The organism is Martinezella calliandrae (assembly GCF_030272695.1).
GTDB classification, from domain to species: Bacteria; Pseudomonadota; Alphaproteobacteria; order Rhizobiales; family Rhizobiaceae; genus Rhizobium; species Rhizobium calliandrae.
This window is the reverse complement of the sequence record NZ_JARFYN010000010.1, coordinates 1-18,445: the sequence shown is the minus strand read 5'-3', so window position 1 is coordinate 18,445 and position 18,445 is coordinate 1. Positions and strand designations below refer to the sequence as shown.

The following is an 18,445-nucleotide window of genomic DNA, read 5'->3' as shown; positions in this document are numbered from 1 at the left end:
TATCGATCGTCAATGACTTCCGACGGTTTGGCGACGACGGGCGCCACAGCATTCTTTGAACTTCTTGCCCGATCCGCAGGGACATGGATCGCCGCTGCGACGTTGCAATCGACCGACCACTGGCAGCAGAACTGCCGAAGGCAACAGCTTTGCCGAAATGATGACCAGCTTGGCCGAGATGCCTGGCACGACGAGACGGCGTCCGGACTTGAAGCCGCGCCACGCGCGTTCGGCCACATAGGCCGAATTCAGCTTGGGCAGTATCTTGAACAGCGTCGCCCGGCCAGCGCCGGATCTTTCGAGGAAATCCGTGGACACCGGCCCTGGAGCGACACAGGTGATGGTCACGCCGGTGGCGCGCAGCTCCTGATGAAGCGCCTCCGAAAAGGAACGCACGAAGCTTTTGCTCGCATAATACAACGCCATATTCGGCCCGGGAAGGAAGCCGGCTATGGAGCCGAGATTGATCACGCCGCCGCGCCGCCGCGCCGCCATTTGAGGCAAAAAGCGAAGGGTCAGATCGGTGAGGGCGCGTATATTGAGATCAACGATCCCAAGCTGATCCTCGACAGAAAGGTTCATCGCTGCGCCACGCAGCCCATATCCAGCACTATTGACAAGCACATCGCAGACCAAGCCGTTTGCGGACAAGAAATCACGCAGACGCGTCGATGCGTCGGATGCAACAATATCGAGCTCCAGTGTATAAGCCTCGCCACCGGCATCCCGCACGTCGGCCGCGGCAGCCGCCAGACCTTCCGATGACCGCGCCACAAGTACGACTACAGCTTTTTCGCGGGCAACGACTTTGGCTATTGCCCTCCCAATGCCACGCGAGGCACCGACGACCACCACTGCAAAGCGAGCCTCTTCCTGAAGGCTCATGTCGCGGTTCCCAGGGAGTTCGTATTGGGCACAACGTCACTTTGAGCGAGGCTTTTCACTTCGGCGGCAACGTCCTCGTTCAATATCTTTTCGAATCGCTCCAAGGCTCGCGCCACATTGGCCCCGTCCATCACTCTGTGGTCGTAGTGGATGCGGACGGTTACCGTGCCATTCTTGCTGATTGGGCCGTAGTTCAGCAGCGTCGTCAACGGCGTAAGCGGATTGAGGGACTCTGCTCCAAGGCCTGAATAGACCGACAGCTGAAAAGTGCCAAAAAAGCGCGGCCGTTGTCTGCCGATGTTCAACCCAAGCCACATCATCAGCCATCTAAGGGGCGCCGGCAGACGTGCAAACTTCAGCATTCGCCGGAATTCCTTTATCTCGAGGACCGGACGAGACCGAGCGGCCGAAGTCAGCGCCTCGAGTTCGATGATAGATCTCTTCTCGGGGCGCTTTATGAGGCTGAGCAACACGACCCGTTCACCGTCATGTTCGCGCTCATGGGCAATTGAGGCCACGCTTTCCGGGTATTCATAGAGCTGCGCTTTGGGCAACTTGATATAGGCGCGCCGCAGTTCTGGAATTTCGCTCGCGAGAAGCGCGTATCCCTTCAGGAAAAGCACGGTCCAGGACGGCCGCATCGGCTGCGTCTGCATCGTTCTGGCCGCCAGCAACGGACCAAGATTCATCTCCCGCTGCACCGCAACCCTCGGCACGCCAATCGAGAACCTCATCAAATCTCCGACAAGACGTCGCGATGCTGATAACTTGATAGTTCGCCCTCGCATGGTGCCACCTCTAATAGAGATAAGGGATAATTCGCTTCGTGCGATCCATATAGGCGCGGTACTCGGGGCCGAAATATTCCAACATCATACGCTCTTCTTTGTCTACCCGCAGGAAATAAAGGATTGCAAAGCCCAACAAACCCGCCAGCCCCACCACCCAGTTCGACAATAAAAAGGCTTGTCCAAGCCCCATCAGCAGGAACGAGGTGTACATCGGGTGACGGATGAGGGCGTATGGGCCACTTGAAACCAGCTGGTGCTTTTCGCGAATCTCCAGCGTTATCGACCAGTTCTTCCCGAGCTCCTTATGAGTCCTGCGGAAAATCCACATTGCTGCGATGTATAAGATCGTCCCGACGGCGACGGCCCATGCATGGGCGGGATAATCGGCCATCCGCGGGATGCCCGTGGCGACGTAAAATCCGGGCACAACCGCAAGGCCCAGAAGGGCCGCGGCAAGTCCGATGGTCTCGATCTTTGAACGCTGATCTTGGATGACCCGCAAGCGCTTGGCGCGACGTGCGAACGGATATCGAATGACGTACCAGGCGACGACGCCGAGCACCCAGATGATTTGGCCGGCCCCAGCTGCCGATACGGTCAAGTTGCTCACCAAGCCTTTCTGCTATTGGCGATCGTCGACGCACCCCAGCGATAAGACGACGCTCGCTCCCCAATTTCATCGACAATTTAGCGGAAGAATCAAATAGTACCAGAGCGGTTCGCCGAATCTCTGAGATAATGCATCAAGCCGTATTCAACTGTCGGAGTTCAGTAATGAACTGCTGCGGCCTGAGCCAGATACCGGGGACCTTATATCCCATGTGTGCTGCGATGTTCCCCACCCAGGCATTGCAATTGTCGACCGTTGCTTGCCACAGATGGGAAGTGGCTTGCTGCTTGCGTATGAAGGCAACAACGTCCGCATAGTCGGAATCGCTAAGCATGACCCGCCAGCTGGCCGATCTGTACTGTTCCTCCAAGTCACCATCAGTCGCTCCGGTCGTGGCCGGCACCGGCACGAAATGGCCCAAGATGTAAGGCCCGGGATCCGGCGAGGCCGGCGCAAGGCCCGCGACTTGAGGATCAATCACCCGTCCATTCTCGTCGATACGTCCAAAAACCACGTAGGTGTGGCCGTAGGTCAGCGCATAGCGCGAACGAAACTCGATAAAGTGACCGGCTTTATTTTGAGCGGAGGTTGTTGCCGGGCCATGGCGGTAGGAAGTGAACCGGGGCTGGGGACTTTTGTCTTCGGTCTGACACGATGCTGTCGCCAGCGCCAACAGGATTGCAAGCGAAAGGCCACCCATTCCACGCATCATCGGCATGCTCCATTAACCAGCCAGAACAAGCACCGGGCTCGAGGTAAGCGATCGACTCTTCGCCATTGTGATTGTAGGCAGGATCATTTGGCGGGGTTATGAGAGGGGAGGTCTTATCCGACCCCCCCTCGCATAAAATGCTAAGCTTTACTTGTAGACTGCTGCTGCGGGCGGCGGTGCCTTACCCTTTCCTTTGCCAATCGATGCGCAAGCGCTGAGATTGGCAACTGCCAAGCAAGAGATGAGTACGATTAGAATTTTGCTCATCAAAGAAGTCCTCTCTCCTTAGGATTGCATTACTTATCGCAGGCAACGAATCAAATAGTAGTCGCAACTAACATATTAGCCTAGTGCAGAAAAAACACACTTTGACGGATTATCTACGCATTTTCGAACGTGCATAAGTTGCCCATGTTCAAACAGTCGGGTTCGATAAGCGAACACTCGATCAGATGACCACGACCCGCGTCCCAATCGGGGCGCGGCTATAGAGATCCACAATATTTGAGTTTGTCATGCGGATGCATCCGTTCGACACTGCATGCCCTATAGACCAGGGGGCGTTGGTGCCATGCAACCGGAACATGGTATCATGTCCGTTCTGGTAGAGGTAAAGAGCGGCCGCACCCAGGGGATTGAGCGGTCCACCCGGCACCCCGTCCGCGTACTGCATTAGACGAGGCTTACGCTGCATCATGTCATCGGTGGGCTTCCACGATGGCCATTCCGCCTTGCGTCCGACGGTGGCTTCCCCTTTGAAGCTCAGCCCCTCTTCGCCAACGGCGACGCCATAGCGGGTTGCCCGGCCACCTTGCTCGACGAAGTAGAGATAGCGCTCTGAGGTATTGACGATGATTGTTCCGGGAGGCTCGCCTCCATTATAGGCCACCTCTTGCCGCCGAAGGCTAGAATCGGCATCCGGATCCCTCCCAAAGACGTTATAGCCAAGCGGTGGCCCATCCTCCGAGCCCGAAACGCATCCAGAAATCATTAAACTCAGACTACCGAGCACCAGCCCCCGGCGCGTAACGCGGCTTTTGTCCATTTCCACCTGCCTAGTAATAGCTCAGCCCTGCGCTCGTCTTTAACATCGGCGCGCCTCCAAATCTATCACACATTAGCTGATTCTGATCGAGAGCTGATTCTGATTGAGTTTGAGAAATCCCAGACCGAAAACTGTATTAGCTATTATGTTAAGTGGGTGGCATGGGGCTTATAGTGAGCTGCGCCGTGCAGTCTAAGGGGGAGGCCAGCAAGTTGATGCTGCTGCGCGCAGCAGCAAATGTGCAGTTGTGTATCGCCGATGAAACTACTTGCATCAGGCATCGGCCTCTGCTCGATTAGCACGAACTGAAAAAAGGGGGATATTATGAAGCTTGGCCTCGAGGGAAAAGTCGCGGTTGTGACGGGGGCGGGCTCGGGGATCGGAGCCGCTATTTCCCTTCAGCTCGCAAGCGAGGGAGCTACTGTTGTCATTGCCGATGTGGACGCCGAGGGAGCGCGTCGCGTTGCCGGTGAGATCTGCGCGCAGGGGGGCAGGGCTTGCGCCTTTGTAGTCGATGTTTCCGATGCCGAAGCGGTAAAGAGCTTGGTCGATTTCGCCGTCCAAACCTATGGTGGTCTGCATTTGGCGGTGAACAATGCGGGGCTGGACGGTGTGCGAAAGGCAACCGCAGACTACCCGCTCGACCAGTGGCGCAAGGTCATGAGCGTCAATCTGGACGGCGCCTACTACTGTATGAAACACGAGATCGCCGCCATGCTGCAGGGCGGCGGCGGCGCCATCGTCAACATATCTTCCATTCTCGGCTCGGTTGGATTGCCCTTTGCATCGGCCTACACTGCAGCCAAGCATGGCGTTATCGGACTGACGAAGGCTGCCGCAATCGAATATGCGAGAATGGGTATCCGTATCAATGCCGTCGGTCCGGGTTGGATTCAAACACCGCTTTTGTCGGAACATTTGGAAGCAACAAGTAGCCGGCGAATGGAAGCACTTCAGCCCATGGGCAGACGCGGAAATCCTGAGGAAGTGGCAGCTCTCGTATGTTTCCTTCTGTCCGAACAGGCAAGCTTCATCACTGGAAGCTGCCATTTGGTAGACGGCGCGTACACTGCCCATTGAACAACGTGTCGGTTCCACATACCGAGCAGCTGCCGGACGGTGCGCAAGCGCGCCTTCCACCTTCTATCCTACACTGAATGCATTAAGGCCCGGCGGTTCTATCCCGTATGGCGGAGATAGCGAATCGGCCGCCCGAGGGAATTTGCTTCGGCAGCGGCAAGAATTCCCTGCGTATCGATCCCGTAGTGCCGGTAGAGATCGGCGATGGTCCCGGTTTGACCGAAGTGCTCAACGCCAAGAGCCCTCGTCCGATGCCCATAAACGCCGCCCAGCCAGGCAAGCGTTGCCGGATGACCATCGAGAACGGTGACGATCGTGCATTGTCGCGGCAGATCGGCCAACAATCTCTCGATGTGGCTCATCGCTCCCAGCCTTCCCCTTTCTCGCGCCTGCTGCGCGGCCGTCCAGCCGGCATTCAACCGATCCGCGGAGGTGACCGCAAGCAGGCCGATGTCGCGTCTGTCCTCGGCCAGAAGCCCCGTTGCGGCAATCGCCTCGGGCGCGACGGCGCCCGTATATGCGATGACGAGCTCAGCGTTTGGTCCGGGTTTGCGCCACCAATAACCGCCGTCAATGATGCGTTTTGCCGCCGCCGCATCGAATGTTCTGTTGGGCTGCTCGATTTGCCGCGTCGACAGCCTGAGATAGACCGCCCCACCCTTGGCGTCGCGCAGCCAGGTGCCGTCGTCGGCCTCATCCGGCCCCGAGCGCTGAATATATTCGAAGGCAAAACGCATGATGATCGCCATCTCGTCCAGATGGGCGGGTTCGAAGCTCGCCAATCCGTCCTGGGCCATGCCAATCAGCGGTGTAGCGATCGATTGATGGGCTCCACCCTCTGGCGCCAGCGTAACGCCCGACGGGGTGGCCGCTAGAATGAAGCGTGCATCCTGGTAGCAGGCGTAGTTCAAGGCATCCAGTCCGCGCTCGATGAAAGGATCATAGAGGGTGCCGACAGGCAAAAGCCGCTCTGCGTTGATGGAGTGCGAAAGCCCCAGCGCCGAGAGCATCGTGAAGAGGTTCATCTCCGCAATGCCCAATTCGAAATGCTGCCCCCGGGGCGAGTGTTCCCAGGTATAGGTCGACGGGATGCGTTCCTTGCGGAATAGGTCCCCCATCTTTTCACGGGCAAAGAGCCCGCGGCGATTGACCCAGGCGCCGAGATTTGTCGACACGGTGACATCTGGCGACGTCGTGACGACACGATCGGCGAAATCTCCCTCAGACTTTGCGATTTCGTGCATGATCTGACCGAAGCCCTGCTGTGTCGACGCAATGGCCGGTATTGCGATTTTCAGTTCGCTTGGCACCTCGATCAGTGGGGCGTGATGCTGTCTGTCGCGGCGGCGGAAGAAGGGAGCGCGTTTAACAAAGGACCGCAGCGCGTCCTCGTCTTCGACGCCGGCGAATCGTTCCCATTCTGCTCCTTGATCGATATTCATTTCGGCCCTGAGGGACTCGATCTGCGCGGGCGTCATGATGCCGGCATGGTTGTCCTTGTGGCCGGCCAGCGGCAGACCAAATCCCTTGATCGTGTAGGCGAGGAAGCAGACGGGGCGGCGGTGTGTCTTGGCGGCGTCGAAGGCCTCGATGAGCGCCGGCAGATCATGACCGCCCAGATTGGTCATCAGGCGCGCGAGGTCCTTATCTGATCGCCTCTCTATCAGGGCCGTGACGTCTTTCTGGTCGCCTATATCATCGAGCAGGCGCTTGCGCCACGCAGCGCCTCCCTGGAAGGAGAGGGCGGAATAGAGCTGGTTGGGACAATTGTCGATCCACGCGCGCAGTTTCTCGCCGCCCGGTTCGCTGAAAGCGTGTTTCATCAGGTGGCCGTGCTTGAGGATGACGACATCCCAACCGAAATTCCGGAAGATGGTTTCGAATTTCTGCCAGAGCCCTTCGCGGATCACGGCATCGAGGCTTTGGCGGTTGTAGTCGACAATCCACCAGGTATTCTTCAACCCATGCTTCCAGCCTTCCAGCAGGGCTTCGAAGATGTTGCCCTCATCCATCTCGGCATCGCCGACGAGGGCAACCATGCGGCCGGGCTTTCCACCCCAACCTTTCGCCTGGACATAATCCTGCACCAGCGAGGAAAACAGCGTCTGCGCCACGCCGAGACCGACGGATCCCGTCGAGAAATCCACGTCGTCGATATCCTTGGTTCGCGATGGATAGGATTGGGCTCCCTTGTAGCTGCGGAACGCCTCCAGTTTTTCCCGTGTCTGGTTGCCGACGATATATTGGATCGCATGGAAGTTGGGGCTGGCATGCGGCTTGACCGCGACCCTGTCCTCGGGCTCGAGAATATCGAAATAGAGCGCCGACATGATTGTCGAGAGCGAGGCTGAGGATGCCTGGTGACCGCCGACCTTCAGCCCATCATCGTTCGGCCGCAGGTGGTTAGCATGGTGGATCATCCAGCTCGAGAGCCACAAAATCCGTTTTTCCAGTGCTTCCAGGTTGGCGATGCGATTGTTCATGGTTTTCCTCCCAGTTAGGAGAAATCATAACTTGTCTAATCTATCGGTGTAGCTAAATTTGTGCTTACCATCGCGTGTCTGTAACTAAAGCAGCTAATTTTTATCCTTGCGGTGGCGAAAGGCGCTAAATTGAAGCTGGACCATCTCGATCGGAAGATAATTGCGGCGTTGCAGCTCGACGGACGTATGACGACTCAGCAACTTGGCGACCGCATCGGGTTGTCTGCGTCACCCTGCGCGCGGCGCGTCCGGCTTTTGGAAAAGGCCGGTATCATCAAGGGATACGCGGCCATCATCGACGAGGCCCTTTTCGGGCTGCCGGTCAGCGCCTTCGCGTCAATTAAGCTCTCGCGTCAGCATGAGGACGACCTCGATCGTTTTGCAAAGGCGGTCTCGCGTTGGCCGGAGGTGGTCGATTGCTACTTGATGACCGGCCAGCGCGACTATTTGCTGCGCATTGTGGTCAGCGACCTTGCCGAATACGAACGGTTTCTCAAGGAGAAATTGACACGGCTGGACGGCGTCGCATCGATCGAAACCAGCTTTGCGCTGACCCAGGTCAAGCGTACGACCTTCCTTCCGGAAACATAGCCCGGGCCATCGACGGGCAGCGCGTCTAATTCGGTTGCCGTCGAGAATAAGCCTTCGTCACGGCAAATTTCCGCCTGACAGACTTAATGCATCACTTGGAAATCAAAGGAATTCCATTTGATTCTAATTCGGAATCAGGAGGTCAGCAACTTGATCAGTCGGTCCTCGAATATGTCGAGGTCGCTTCCCAAGTCCCGTGTCGGCCCGGTAAACACCAGCTTTCCAGCGGCGACTATACTGATCTCGCTGCACAGCGTCCGGATCTCCTGCGCGTCGTGGCTGCTCAAAAATGTCGTGACCTTTTCCTGCGCGGCAAGGTCCTTCAACAGTCTCCATGTTTCCCGCTTTGCAGGGAGATCGAGGCCACGCGTCGGTTCGTCGAGAAACAACACCTTTGGGCGGCCGAGCAGAGCCCGCGCGATCTCGACGCGGCGCTTCATGCCTGTGCTGTAGGTTCCGATCAGCTTGCCGCGAAACTGATCTGCCAGCCCCACGCTGGTCAGGCAACGTTCAACTGTCTCGCTGACTGCTTTGATCCCCCGTATCCGGGCAAAGTAGGCGAGGTACTCGCGCGCAGTCCAGTCTGACTGGCTCTCGCTCGTTTCGTCACTGACGAGGCCGATCAGTTGGCGCACAGCCAGCGGCTCCGAAGCGACGTCATGGCCCCATAGCTTCGCGCTCCCCGAAGTTGGTGGCAAAAGAGTGGTCAGCATCCTGATGGTGGTGGTCTTGCCGGCGCCGTTGAGACCAAGGAAGCCGTAGAGCTCGCCTTTCGCCACCTTGAAGCTCACTCCGTCGACTGCAACCAGGGGACCGAAGCTGCGGCTGAGGGCGTGTGTCTCAATGGCGAAGTCGGTCATCGCGTCCGCCTCCATCGATTGAACATTGCGCCTATGCAGATGATGGGGACTACGGCGCCCACGAGCGCCATTTCTACCAGCGCATTCGGAACATGGGCTTCAACAGCGGCGCGCGCCTTCAGCGTATTCGGTTGTGAGCCGCCCTCGACAGCATAGGTCGCGTCGACGTCGATGGGGTAACGAATGCCGCCTATGTCCCATGGCGCGGTGGGAACGATGTCGACAGGAATCCGGGCGACCCACCCAATTTCAACGCGGCGTCCATCAGCGTCTGTCGGTCCGATGCCGACCGCATAGACGCGTGTCTCGAGGTTGCGCAGATGGTCGCGGGGTAACATTCGGACATCAAGTCCGCTTTGGCCGACGACGTGAACGTCCAGCTGGACAAGCCGTTGCTTCACGTCGACGGGAAGAAACAAAAGCAGGTCCTGGCGCGTTGCTTGGCCGGTCGGAAGCGAGGGCCACTTGTCGCGGTTGAGGAGGGTGTCGCAGCAGGAGGCTGGAAGTGGTTCGTAGGGCTCGACAAGCGCAAGTTGGCCGCCGCCGCGCAGAAAAAGACCGGGTATGGATGGGGCGCCATTTTGCGCGGGTGCAGCTTTGCCATAGTTGGTGTCGGCAAAGACAATAGGTACCAGGACGAGCGTGACAATACCGAGGACGATGATCCAGCGCTGTCGCGAATTGGCCTCCCAGGACTCGACCCCCTGCGCCCGCAGGAAGATCCATGCGGATAGGGCAAAGGATCCGACCACGACGATCGCGAGGCAAATCCAGGTGCTTGTGGCAGTGTCGGGAACTTCGCTGGTCGCAAGCGTAAAGCCCAGTGCGTTCTTCAAAAGCACCAGCGGACTCGCTAACGTAAAATGCCCCATCGCTGTGGCACCGAAACCCCGGGTAACGAGCAGTTCCTGCAGCGGCGGCAGCACGGCATAGACAAGCATGATGCCGACGCCTGTCGCCACAGGGGGAGCTACGCTTCGTCCGATGAACATGACCCCGATGAGTGTGCCGACCGCGATGCTGACCAAGAGGATGCCTGGCGTCCAAAGGAGATACATCTCAAGCAGGAAAGGCATGCCGACATTGGCGACGTAAACGGCCGCAAGAGGTGCAACGGCAACATAATAGGCCAGCGCGACCGTCAGTAGCACCAGGATCTTGGCAAGGAACCACTTGCCCCGGTCCACTGGAGCGGTGAAGACGCTCTCCACAAATCTGGTTGCCCGGGGACTTGCGATTGTTCCAGCCGAAAGAGGCAGGAAGCAGATGGGAGTTAGGAAATAGGCTATGACGCCGTAGCCGTCGAGCCAACTGTCTTGGGAGGCCACGGCGGAGAGCCCGCCAAGTCCGAGCAGGACGACTGCAACTCCCAGCCAGGCGAAACGGCCGCGCATCAGAGCGCGTAGTTCTTCGCTATAAAGCGTTAGCATGCGACTTTGACCTCCTTTCCTCCGGCAAGCGGGCCGCCGCCGGTGAATCCTCAGTCGGGGCACTCTCAACGGCACGACGGAAGCGAAGCCCGTGCGAGGCCAGGCCGCTGAAGGCCAGGTAGACCACCGGGGTGGTAAACAGGGTGAGGACTTGGGAAATGAGCAATCCGCCAACGATTGCAATTCCCAACGGCGTGCGGAGCTCCGATCCCGGCCCGGTGCCGAGCGCCAGGGGCAGCGCGCCGAACAGCGCTGCGAACGTCGTCATCATGATCGGGCGGAAGCGCAGCAGGCAGGCTTGGCGGATGGCAGCCTGCGGCTGCAGGTGCTGCTCTCGCTCGGCGTCAAGAGCGAAGTCGATCATCATGATGGCGTTCTTTTTCACGATGCCGATCAGCAGAATGATTCCGATCATTCCCATGATCGAAAGATCTTGGCCGCAGACAAGGAGCGCAAGCAAGGCACCCAATCCCGCTGAGGGCAGGGTCGAAATGATGGTCAGGGGATGCACCACGCTCTCGTAGAGAACGCCGAGAACGATGTAGACGGCAACCACGGCGGCCAACAGCAGCCACGGTTGGGTGCGCAGCGAATCCTGGAACGCACGCGCCGTTCCTTGGAACGTACTTGCCACAGTGATCGGCATGCCGACCTTCAACTCGGCGGCATGAACAGCGTCGACAGCCTGGCCGAGTGATGTCCCCGGCGTGAGGTTGAAGGACAGCGTTGTCGCAGGCAGCGAGCCCTGGTGGTTGATGGTCACTGGCATCACGCCATCATGTACGGAAGCAAGAACGCGCAGCGGCACCAGTGCTCCGGTTGTGGACGAGCGTACGAAGAGATGGTCGAGAGCGGCCGTCGTCAGTTGGAAGGAGGGGTCGAGTTCCTCGACCACGTGATACTGGCTTACCTGCGTAAACAAGGTCGCGACCTGACGTTGGCCGAAGGCGTCGTAGATCACGTCGTCGATCGCTTGCACGCTCACGCCGAGCCGCGATGCGGTTGGGCGGTCAATGACCAGCGTAGCGCTGGTTGCGGCTGCCTCCCGATCGGAGGTCACATCCTGAATTTGCGGAATGGACGACATCGCCTTCTGCATTGCGTCCGACCACTGCGCGAGTTCGGCGGTATCACCATCCTGAAGTGTGTATTGGTACTGGGTAGCGGAAGGACGGCCGCCCACCTGGATGTCCTGGCGGATTTGCATGCCAAGTGTCAGCCCCTCGACGGCTGCGGTTGCCTTCTTCAATCGGGCCATCACCTGGGCCGCGGTCGACTGGCGCTCGCCGAATGGCTTTAGATTGATTTGCACCTGACCAATGGCCGAAGAAGGGCTCGGGTTGATCCAATAGGCAACATTATCGACATTCGGATCGGCCATGATGATCTTGCCGAGTTCCTGCATCCGGTTCGACATGGCGTGGAACGAAATATCCGTCGCCGCCTGTGCTCGTCCCTGGATGAAACCGGTATCCTGCTGCGGCAGAAAGCCTTTGGGGACCACGGTGTATAGCCAGAGCGTCATGGCCAATGTCAGCAGGGTGATCAGAAGTGTGGTGAACCGGTGCCGCAGGACAACGTCGAGGCAGGCGCCGTAGCCGTGCGCCGCAGCGTCGAACGCTCGTTCAAACGCGCGGTAGAGTCGACCATGCGATCGTTCCTGCTCATGATGGATCAGCCATCCGCAAAGCATCGGTGTCACGGTCAGCGAAACGAGGCCGGACATCAGGACCGCAACGCTCACGGTGACCGCGAACTCTCGGAAAAGGCGGCCGACGATTCCTCCCATCAATAGGATCGGGATGAATACGGCGATGAGCGACACCGTCATCGATATGATGGTGAAACCCACCTCGCTCGCGCCATCGATCGCCGCCTGGATCTTGGTTTTGCCCATCTCGATGTGACGGATGATGTTCTCGATCATGACTATGGCGTCATCGACCACAAATCCGGCTGCGATGGTGAGGCCCATCAACGACAGATTATCGAGGCTGTCGCCGAGCAGATACATGACGCAGAACGTGCCCAACAGGGACAGCGGGATCGTGATGCTTGGAATGAGCGTAGCCCAGATATTTCTGAGGAATGCAAAAATCACCATGACGACGAGTGCGATCGTGATTAGCATCGTGATCTGGACGTCGTTGACCGACGCAGTGATCGTCTGGGTACGATCCCCGACGACTGACAGTTTCGCCGCCGCTGGTAGGCCGGCTTCAAGCGCCGGCAGCCTGTCCTTGATCCGCTGGATCGTCTCGATGACGTTGAAGCCCGGCTGCTTGTGGATGTCGATCATGACGGCATGCTTGGACTGCAACCAGGCAGCTTGATGGGTGTCGAGAGGGCCGGTCACAACCGTGCCGAGGTCCCGCAGCCGGATCGGGGCGCCGTCCTTGTAGGCGACAATCATGGATTCGTAGGATGGCACGTCGATGATCTGGTCGGTGGCATTGAGAACGACCGCCCGGTCGGTTCCACTCAATAAGCCTTTGGGCGCGTTGACAGTCTGAGCGGAAATCACGCTTCTGATGTCTTCCAGGCTGAGGCCGCGCGACGCAAGCCTGTCGGGGTCCAGGCGAACGCGCACCGACGGCCGCTGGGGACCATGGAAATCCACTAGCCCTACGCCGGTCATTTGAGAGAGCTGCTGAGCGATGACGTCTTCTGCGTAATGATCAAGATCGGTCAGAGGGAGTAGATCGGAGGAGAGGGCAAGCGTCAGGAGCGTTGCCTCGGCTGGGTTCGTTTTTTCGTAGGTTGGCGGGTTCGGGAGGTTTTTGGGCAGGTTGCCTGCGGCGGCGTTGATGGCCGCCTGAACATCCTGGGCCGCGCTGTTGATGTCGCGCGTCAGATCGAACTGGAGCGTGATATTGGTCTGGCCGGACGAACTCGACGAGGTCATCTGCGTGATGCCGGACACGTTTGCGAGCTGGTTTTCAAGCGGCGTGGCGACGGATGTCGCCATCGTGTCCGCGTTTGCCCCCGGCAAGCTGGTCTGGATCTGGATCGTCGGAAAGTCGACCTGCGGCAGGGGTGCTACCGGCAGGCTGAAATAGGCGACCGCGCCGAGCAGAACGACAGCGAGAGCGAGCAAGGCCGTACCGATCCGACGGCGGATAAAAACCTCTGAAAGGGTCATGTCGAGGGCCCCTGTGCTTTGCTCGAGTCGCCGGTCTCAGACCTTGGATTGATTAGGCTTCCCTTGGTCAATCGCGATTGGCCGTCGAGGACAATTTCCTGGCCGGATGACACGCCCGACAGCAGTGCAGTATAGCCGTCGACAGTGAGCCCAGTCTTGACTGCAACGGCCGACACCGTCTTGTCCGGTCGGACGACGAAGACATACGAACCGTCCTGACCATTCTGGACAGCGGCCGAGGGAACGACGGTCGCGCCATGATCAACGCCGATGAGAACGCGAGCGTCGACAAGTTCTCCTGGCCAGAGCACTCGTGCGTCGTTGGGAAAAACGGCCTTCAGCCGGACCATGCCGGTTGCGACGTCGATCTGGCTGTCGATGACCTCAAGCTTTCCATCTGCGAGGTGACGGCTGCCGTCGCGACTGTCGACGGCGACGTCAAGATTGCCTTGTGCCTGCCCCGCGACAAGCGCTGGCAAGTCGTCCTGCGGAAGGGAGAATCGCACGGCGATGGGGGACATCTGCGTAATGCTGACGAGACCGGTCGAATCACTTGCGTGGACGACGGCGCCCTCGTCGACCTGCCTCATTCCGACCCTGCCGGCGATCGGCGCCTTTACGGTCGTGAATTCGAGGTTGAGCTTGGCGGCATCGATCGCCGCCTGGTCGCCGGCCAAGGCCGCAGTGAAAACGGCGACCTGGGCCCTAGCCGTCTCCACCGCCTGGTTCGTTCCCGCGCCTGAGGAGCCTAGCTTCTCGGCGCGAGCCTCGTCCAATTGCGCATTGTTGAGGGATGCCTGGTCTTTCTGATAGGCAGCCTCGGACTGCGCAAGTTGGGCCTGGTAGGGACGTGGATCGATCTGCGCGAGGACATCTCCGGCTTGAACGTCCCTGCCTTCCTTGAAGCCTATCGTCTGCAACTGTCCGTCGGCACGAAACTTGACGTCGATGGCATTGAGCGAAATCACCGTGCCGAGGCCCGATCGCTCAATTCGGAGATCGCGAGTCGATGCCTTTGCCACGGTCACCGGAATGGCCGCGGGCTTCGACGAGGGCGCGGCGTCACTGTTATTCTTGGCTTGGGGGAAGGGCCATCCGTGATTGGGTTGCAAGAGGAACCAGCCGCCGCCGAAGATAGCGCCGAGCACAAGGGTTGTCGCGAGCGCCCGCAGCCAGCCATTGCTGCGAGATGGTCGCTGCTCGTCCATGTTTTTCACAAACTGTCTCCGCCATCATCCATTGCGGCGCAATTACACGATCGGGCTTCGGCCCGTTGCATTCCCTGCGACGGATTCGCATCATGGTCGCCCTTCGATGGAGCCCGCGTCTCACGAACGTGAAATTCTTTTCAGGATGGCAATTGCTTTGTCTGACTTTGTTCGTTCAGGGCGTGCGAGTGCCTGCCGAGGCAATCATGTAGCCCGCGCCCGGCACGGTCTGAATGAGTTGGGTATCGAAGCCGTTGTCAAGCTTACGTCGTAGGCGATGAATGTGCATTTCGATAATGTTGCCACGGGGTTCGAAGTCGTAATTCCAGCCCGCCTCGAGCAGCATGGACCGAGTGACGACCTGGCCCGCATGAAGCATCAATGTCTGAAGCAACAAGAACTCGCGGTGGTGAAGCTCGACCTGCCGTCCGGCGCGTGTGGCGCTTCGGCGCCGCAGGTCGAGCTCAAGGTCGCCCACGCGCAACATAGTAGTGTCGCCGTAGCGGCCAGCGCGGCGGCTTAGCGCTTCAAGCCGGGCAAGTACCTCTGAAAAGGCGTAGGGCTTGACGAGATAATCGTCGCAACCAGCGCGAAGGCCCTCGATCCTTTGGCTGGCGGTGGCGAGTGCACTAATCATGAGAATCGGGAGCTCAAGCTGATCGTTGCGAAGACGCCGCACGATATCAAGCCCGTCCATCCCTGGAAGCATCCTGTCCAGGATCATGGCATCGTAGATGCCTTCCAGTGCCATGGTCAGGCCGGTATCACCATCGGGTGCCCGGTCGACGATGTAGCCGCTCTCCGACAAACCCCGTGTCAAATAGGCGGCGGTCTTTTCATCGTCTTCTACGATCAGGATGCGCATGATTTTGCCGTCCGATGCGAGATTATGCGATTGAACGAACACCGGTCGTTACCGAAGCCAGCCCCGCAATCGGCTCACATACTTGGGCGCACATTGCGGAAAAGCCAAGATTAATTAGATTTCATGTTCGTGCGAAGCATAGGCTGATATTCAAGTGAGATAGTGGCTGCACGCTAGGCCGGTCGACCTCAGTCGACACGGCTGGCAATTGATGCCGGAGAAAAGCGATGTCACGAATTCTGGTGGTCGAAGACGACGAGCGAACCTCGGAGGAGATCGAGGCCGCACTTGCCGATGCCGGCCATCGAGTCGAGCGGGTGGCCACTGGGCGTGAAAGCATCCTTAAGGCTATTGCGGAGACGTTCGATGCCATCATTCTCGACCGCATGCTGCCGGGCGATGTCGACGGCCTCGGTGTCCTTGCAGCGCTGCGCGCGGCGGGCGTGCAGACACCAGTCCTCATCCTCAGTGCACTATCGGCGGTGGACGAGCGTGTCCGCGGCCTCAAGGCTGGCGGGGACGACTACCTGACCAAACCATTCGAGTTCCTGGAGTTGACGGCACGGCTGGACGTTCTCATGAAGCGGCGATCCGGTCCGATTGTCGCGACCGTCCTGCGCGTCGGTGATCTGGAAGTGGATCTCCTGAGGCACGTTGTACGTCGCGCTGGCGAAGTCATCGATCTGCTGCCACGCGAATACCGGCTTCTGGAATATCTCATGCAGCATGCAGGTCAGATCGTCACCAGAACGATGCTTTTCGAGGAAGTTTGGCACTATCGCTATGACGAACCGACCAATCTGATCGACGTGCATGTGAGCAAGCTGCGCCGTAAGATCGATCAAGCGGGTGCCGCTTCCATGATTCAAACCATCAGGGGCTCGGGCTATGTTCTTGCAGCGCCTAAATGACATCTGCCGAACGACCAGCTTTCGCCTGTCGATGTCGTTCCTGGCCTTGTTCGGGCTAGCGTCCCTTGTGCTCTTCGGCTTCATGTATCTTGAAACGAAGAACTTCATGCAGAACAAGGTCGACGAATGGGTCCAGAAAGAAGTGCAGGAACTTGCTCGACGCCCCATCGATGACATCGTCGTTCGGTTGAAAGACCGAACGGCGCGAGGGGTGGATAGCGAGCGCCCGATCGCATTGTTCGACGAAGCCGGGGCTCGCGTGGCTGGCAGCGACATTGCGCTCCCGTCAATGGCTCCTAACGGAGATGGTTTGTTCGATTTCAAAATTCCGGGATCTCCGGGACATACGCACTTCCGGGGCGTGGTCTACCGCCTCGCGTCGGGACATCGGCTGCTGATCGCCCAAGACATCGGTGAACTGCGCGAGTTCGACGAAGTGCTTTCCGGCGCGATGCTGCTCGCCGGGACTATCATAGCCGCCATAGGTTTGGCCGGGGCCGTTACAGTAGGGACCGGCGTCGTCGGCCAAATCGATGGCATCACGCGTGCTGCGCGCGACATCATGGCAGGCGACCTTTCAAAGCGGCTGCCGGCGCGGGGGAACTCGGGAGACGTCGCCCGGTTGGCGAACGTGGTCAACGAGATGCTTGCCGAGATCGAGCGGTTGATGCACGAGGTCAAGGGCGTCTGCGATAACATTGCTCACGATTTGCGGACACCGCTAACGCGTCTGCTGGCCGGACTTGAGCGTGTCCAACGACGTGCCTCCTCGGTAGACGATTATCGACATGGCGTCGACGAAGCCATCGGCGAGACGCAAGCTGCCCTTAGAACATTCAGCGCGCTCCTCAAGATTTCAGAGATCGAGGATGGCGTCCGCCGATCCGGATTCAGGCCGGTCGATCTTGTTGCCGTGACTGCCGACGCAGTCGATTTTTACGAGCCAGCGGCAGAAGAAAAATCAATAGATATCAGCTTTTCAGTCGAGGGCTCGCGGGATGCCACAATACCCGGCGAGCCGAGCCTGTTGTTCGAGGCGATCGGCAATCTCGTCGACAATGCGATAAAGTTTACGCCGGAGGGCGGACACGTTTCAGTCAGAATCCTAGAGGGCCCCGAGGGAGCGGGCGTTGCGGTTTCAGACACGGGACCGGGAATTCCAGAACGGGAGAGCGAGGCGATCCTCAGGCGCTTTTATCGAACGGAACGAAGTCGCCACGCGCCCGGCAACGGCCTCGGGCTTAGCCTCGTAGCTGCCGTTGCCCGTCTGCATGGAATGGTTCTGATCATTGATCAGCCGGCGATGGGGGCCTGCGTCTCCCTGCGCTATCCGATCACATCGGCCGCTTCCAAGTACTAGTGTCCCGTCACCGAGATTCTGACTCGTTGAGCACCGGTGTCGGATAAGACTTGGCCATTTTTTTGCACGCTTGATCGATTGAGAGCATCCATCGGATTTGGGCACCGCTATCGGTTCGACGACGCTCCCATGCCTGAACCTCACTTTCGAGCAGGTTGCGGTTGTCGATGCGGCGGTCAAGAAGGAGGCGGCAATCCCGTCCTGTCGCAACTCCTTTAGGTAAAGGCCGCCGAGATGGAGCTCCAATCGACCGCCTGTCGATTAAGGCGGTATGCTTTCAAGTATATCGTGATCTGAACAGCTTCGGCTTCGCCCGCAACGAGATCAACGAGGCGCTCGTCCGTCAGTTCTATCACTGCGGCTTCCTCAATGATGAACCGCGCCGGGTTTGCCGGAGGCCGTTTGGTTTAAGTTATGCGGCCATGGCTGGCGCGTCCAGCATGGCATAGTAACGTTCTTCGGCTTCGGCAGG

General features: G+C 58.8%; 17 protein-coding genes. 4 read left to right on the top strand and 13 right to left on the bottom strand.

Annotated features, from left to right (window positions below; genetic code table 11):
• Positions 1 to 9 precede the first annotated feature (9 nt).
• The 6 genes from PY650_RS09685 to PY650_RS09660 form a co-directional block, all read right to left on the bottom strand.
• On the bottom strand, positions 10 to 885 hold the full coding sequence (locus tag PY650_RS09685) for an SDR family NAD(P)-dependent oxidoreductase (RefSeq protein WP_285878951.1): 876 nt from the start codon (positions 883 to 885) through the stop codon (positions 10 to 12).
• On the bottom strand, positions 882 to 1,673 hold the full coding sequence (locus PY650_RS09680; protein WP_285878950.1) for a hypothetical protein: 792 nt from the start codon (positions 1,671 to 1,673) through the stop codon (positions 882 to 884). Before PY650_RS09680 ends, PY650_RS09685 begins: the two co-directional genes overlap by 4 nt.
• Before the next feature lie 10 nt (positions 1,674 to 1,683).
• Positions 1,684 to 2,277: a protein-S-isoprenylcysteine O-methyltransferase gene (locus tag PY650_RS09675; protein WP_285878949.1), complete on the bottom strand. Its 594-nt coding sequence runs from the start codon at positions 2,275 to 2,277 to the stop codon at positions 1,684 to 1,686.
• 142 nt (positions 2,278 to 2,419) lie between these two features.
• Positions 2,420 to 2,998 (bottom strand): hypothetical protein, encoded by a 579-nt coding sequence (locus tag PY650_RS09670; protein ID WP_285879164.1) that lies wholly within the window; start codon positions 2,996 to 2,998, stop codon positions 2,420 to 2,422.
• Positions 2,999 to 3,145: 147 nt separating this feature from the next.
• Positions 3,146 to 3,265 (bottom strand): ABC transporter, encoded by a 120-nt coding sequence (locus tag PY650_RS09665; protein ID WP_285873172.1) that lies wholly within the window; start codon positions 3,263 to 3,265, stop codon positions 3,146 to 3,148.
• A gap of 181 nt (positions 3,266 to 3,446) precedes the next feature.
• On the bottom strand, positions 3,447 to 4,043 hold the full coding sequence (locus tag PY650_RS09660) for a L,D-transpeptidase (RefSeq protein ID WP_285878948.1): 597 nt from the start codon (positions 4,041 to 4,043) through the stop codon (positions 3,447 to 3,449).
• A gap of 324 nt (positions 4,044 to 4,367) precedes the next feature.
• On the opposite strand from PY650_RS09660, the gene PY650_RS09655 reads away from it, so the two are divergent.
• Positions 4,368 to 5,123 carry an SDR family NAD(P)-dependent oxidoreductase gene (locus PY650_RS09655; protein ID WP_285878947.1) on the top strand — a complete coding sequence of 252 codons (756 nt, stop codon included), beginning with the start codon at positions 4,368 to 4,370 and terminating at the stop codon, positions 5,121 to 5,123.
• Positions 5,124 to 5,221: 98 nt separating this feature from the next.
• Here the strand turns inward: PY650_RS09655 and PY650_RS09650 are convergent, their stop codons facing one another.
• Positions 5,222 to 7,606: a transketolase gene (locus tag PY650_RS09650; RefSeq protein ID WP_285878945.1), complete on the bottom strand. Its 2,385-nt coding sequence runs from the start codon at positions 7,604 to 7,606 to the stop codon at positions 5,222 to 5,224.
• Positions 7,607 to 7,735: 129 nt separating this feature from the next.
• Here PY650_RS09650 and PY650_RS09645 point away from each other — a divergent pair, with 129 nt between their 5' ends.
• Positions 7,736 to 8,197, top strand: a complete 462-nt coding sequence (locus tag PY650_RS09645) for an Lrp/AsnC family transcriptional regulator (RefSeq protein WP_285878944.1) — start codon at positions 7,736 to 7,738, stop codon at positions 8,195 to 8,197.
• Between the two features lie 134 nt (positions 8,198 to 8,331).
• On the opposite strand, the gene PY650_RS09640 is transcribed toward PY650_RS09645, so the two are convergent.
• The 5 genes from PY650_RS09640 to PY650_RS09620 all read right to left on the bottom strand — a co-directional run bounded on the left by PY650_RS09640 (position 8,332) and on the right by PY650_RS09620 (position 15,702).
• Entirely contained in the window at positions 8,332 to 9,057 is a 726-nt protein-coding gene (locus tag PY650_RS09640; protein WP_285878943.1) for an ABC transporter ATP-binding protein, read from the bottom strand.
• Positions 9,054 to 10,487 (bottom strand): ABC-2 transporter permease, encoded by a 1,434-nt coding sequence (locus PY650_RS09635; RefSeq protein WP_285878942.1) that lies wholly within the window; start codon positions 10,485 to 10,487, stop codon positions 9,054 to 9,056. The genes PY650_RS09640 and PY650_RS09635 overlap by 4 nt, the downstream gene beginning before the upstream one ends.
• Positions 10,471 to 13,629 (bottom strand): efflux RND transporter permease subunit, encoded by a 3,159-nt coding sequence (locus PY650_RS09630; RefSeq protein ID WP_285878941.1) that lies wholly within the window; start codon positions 13,627 to 13,629, stop codon positions 10,471 to 10,473. The genes PY650_RS09635 and PY650_RS09630 overlap by 17 nt, the downstream gene beginning before the upstream one ends.
• Entirely contained in the window at positions 13,626 to 14,837 is a 1,212-nt protein-coding gene (locus PY650_RS09625; RefSeq protein WP_285879163.1) for an efflux RND transporter periplasmic adaptor subunit, read from the bottom strand. The genes PY650_RS09630 and PY650_RS09625 overlap by 4 nt, the downstream gene beginning before the upstream one ends.
• Positions 14,838 to 15,012: 175 nt before the next feature.
• Positions 15,013 to 15,702: a response regulator transcription factor gene (locus PY650_RS09620; RefSeq protein ID WP_285878940.1), complete on the bottom strand. Its 690-nt coding sequence runs from the start codon at positions 15,700 to 15,702 to the stop codon at positions 15,013 to 15,015.
• A 227-nt stretch (positions 15,703 to 15,929) separates the two neighbouring features.
• Here PY650_RS09620 and PY650_RS09615 point away from each other — a divergent pair, with 227 nt between their 5' ends.
• Positions 15,930 to 16,613 carry a response regulator transcription factor gene (locus PY650_RS09615; RefSeq protein ID WP_285878938.1) on the top strand — a complete coding sequence of 228 codons (684 nt, stop codon included), beginning with the start codon at positions 15,930 to 15,932 and terminating at the stop codon, positions 16,611 to 16,613.
• A complete protein-coding gene (locus tag PY650_RS09610; RefSeq protein ID WP_285878936.1) occupies positions 16,591 to 17,973 on the top strand; it encodes a sensor histidine kinase in 1,383 nt (460 codons plus the stop codon). The genes PY650_RS09615 and PY650_RS09610 overlap by 23 nt, the downstream gene beginning before the upstream one ends.
• Before the next feature lie 215 nt (positions 17,974 to 18,188).
• On the opposite strand, the gene PY650_RS09605 is transcribed toward PY650_RS09610, so the two are convergent.
• The gene (locus PY650_RS09605) at positions 18,189 to 18,329 is read right to left on the bottom strand and encodes a hypothetical protein (RefSeq protein ID WP_285878935.1); all 141 of its coding nucleotides are present in this window, start codon (positions 18,327 to 18,329) and stop codon (positions 18,189 to 18,191) included.
• Positions 18,330 to 18,445 lie beyond the last annotated feature (116 nt).

Bases quoted from the DNA above. Each gene is read 5' to 3' on its own strand.
- PY650_RS09610 (WP_285878936.1), top strand. From the start codon at position 16,591: ATGTTCTTGCAGCGCCTAAATGACATCTGCCGAACGACCAGCTTTCGC.
- PY650_RS09655 (WP_285878947.1), top strand. From the start codon at position 4,368: ATGAAGCTTGGCCTCGAGGGAAAAGTCGCGGTTGTGACGGGGGCGGGC.
- PY650_RS09670 (WP_285879164.1), bottom strand. From the start codon at position 2,998: ATGATGCGTGGAATGGGTGGCCTTTCGCTTGCAATCCTGTTGGCGCTG.
- PY650_RS09615 (WP_285878938.1), top strand. From the start codon at position 15,930: ATGTCACGAATTCTGGTGGTCGAAGACGACGAGCGAACCTCGGAGGAG.
- PY650_RS09620 (WP_285878940.1), bottom strand. From the start codon at position 15,702: ATGCGCATCCTGATCGTAGAAGACGATGAAAAGACCGCCGCCTATTTG.
- PY650_RS09660 (WP_285878948.1), bottom strand. From the start codon at position 4,043: ATGGACAAAAGCCGCGTTACGCGCCGGGGGCTGGTGCTCGGTAGTCTG.
- PY650_RS09625 (WP_285879163.1), bottom strand. From the start codon at position 14,837: ATGGACGAGCAGCGACCATCTCGCAGCAATGGCTGGCTGCGGGCGCTC.
- PY650_RS09650 (WP_285878945.1), bottom strand. From the start codon at position 7,606: ATGAACAATCGCATCGCCAACCTGGAAGCACTGGAAAAACGGATTTTG.
- PY650_RS09635 (WP_285878942.1), bottom strand. From the start codon at position 10,487: ATGCTAACGCTTTATAGCGAAGAACTACGCGCTCTGATGCGCGGCCGT.
- PY650_RS09680 (WP_285878950.1), bottom strand. From the start codon at position 1,673: ATGCGAGGGCGAACTATCAAGTTATCAGCATCGCGACGTCTTGTCGGA.
- PY650_RS09685 (WP_285878951.1), bottom strand. From the start codon at position 885: ATGAGCCTTCAGGAAGAGGCTCGCTTTGCAGTGGTGGTCGTCGGTGCC.
- PY650_RS09640 (WP_285878943.1), bottom strand. From the start codon at position 9,057: ATGACCGACTTCGCCATTGAGACACACGCCCTCAGCCGCAGCTTCGGT.
- PY650_RS09665 (WP_285873172.1), bottom strand. From the start codon at position 3,265: ATGAGCAAAATTCTAATCGTACTCATCTCTTGCTTGGCAGTTGCCAAT.
- PY650_RS09630 (WP_285878941.1), bottom strand. From the start codon at position 13,629: ATGACCCTTTCAGAGGTTTTTATCCGCCGTCGGATCGGTACGGCCTTG.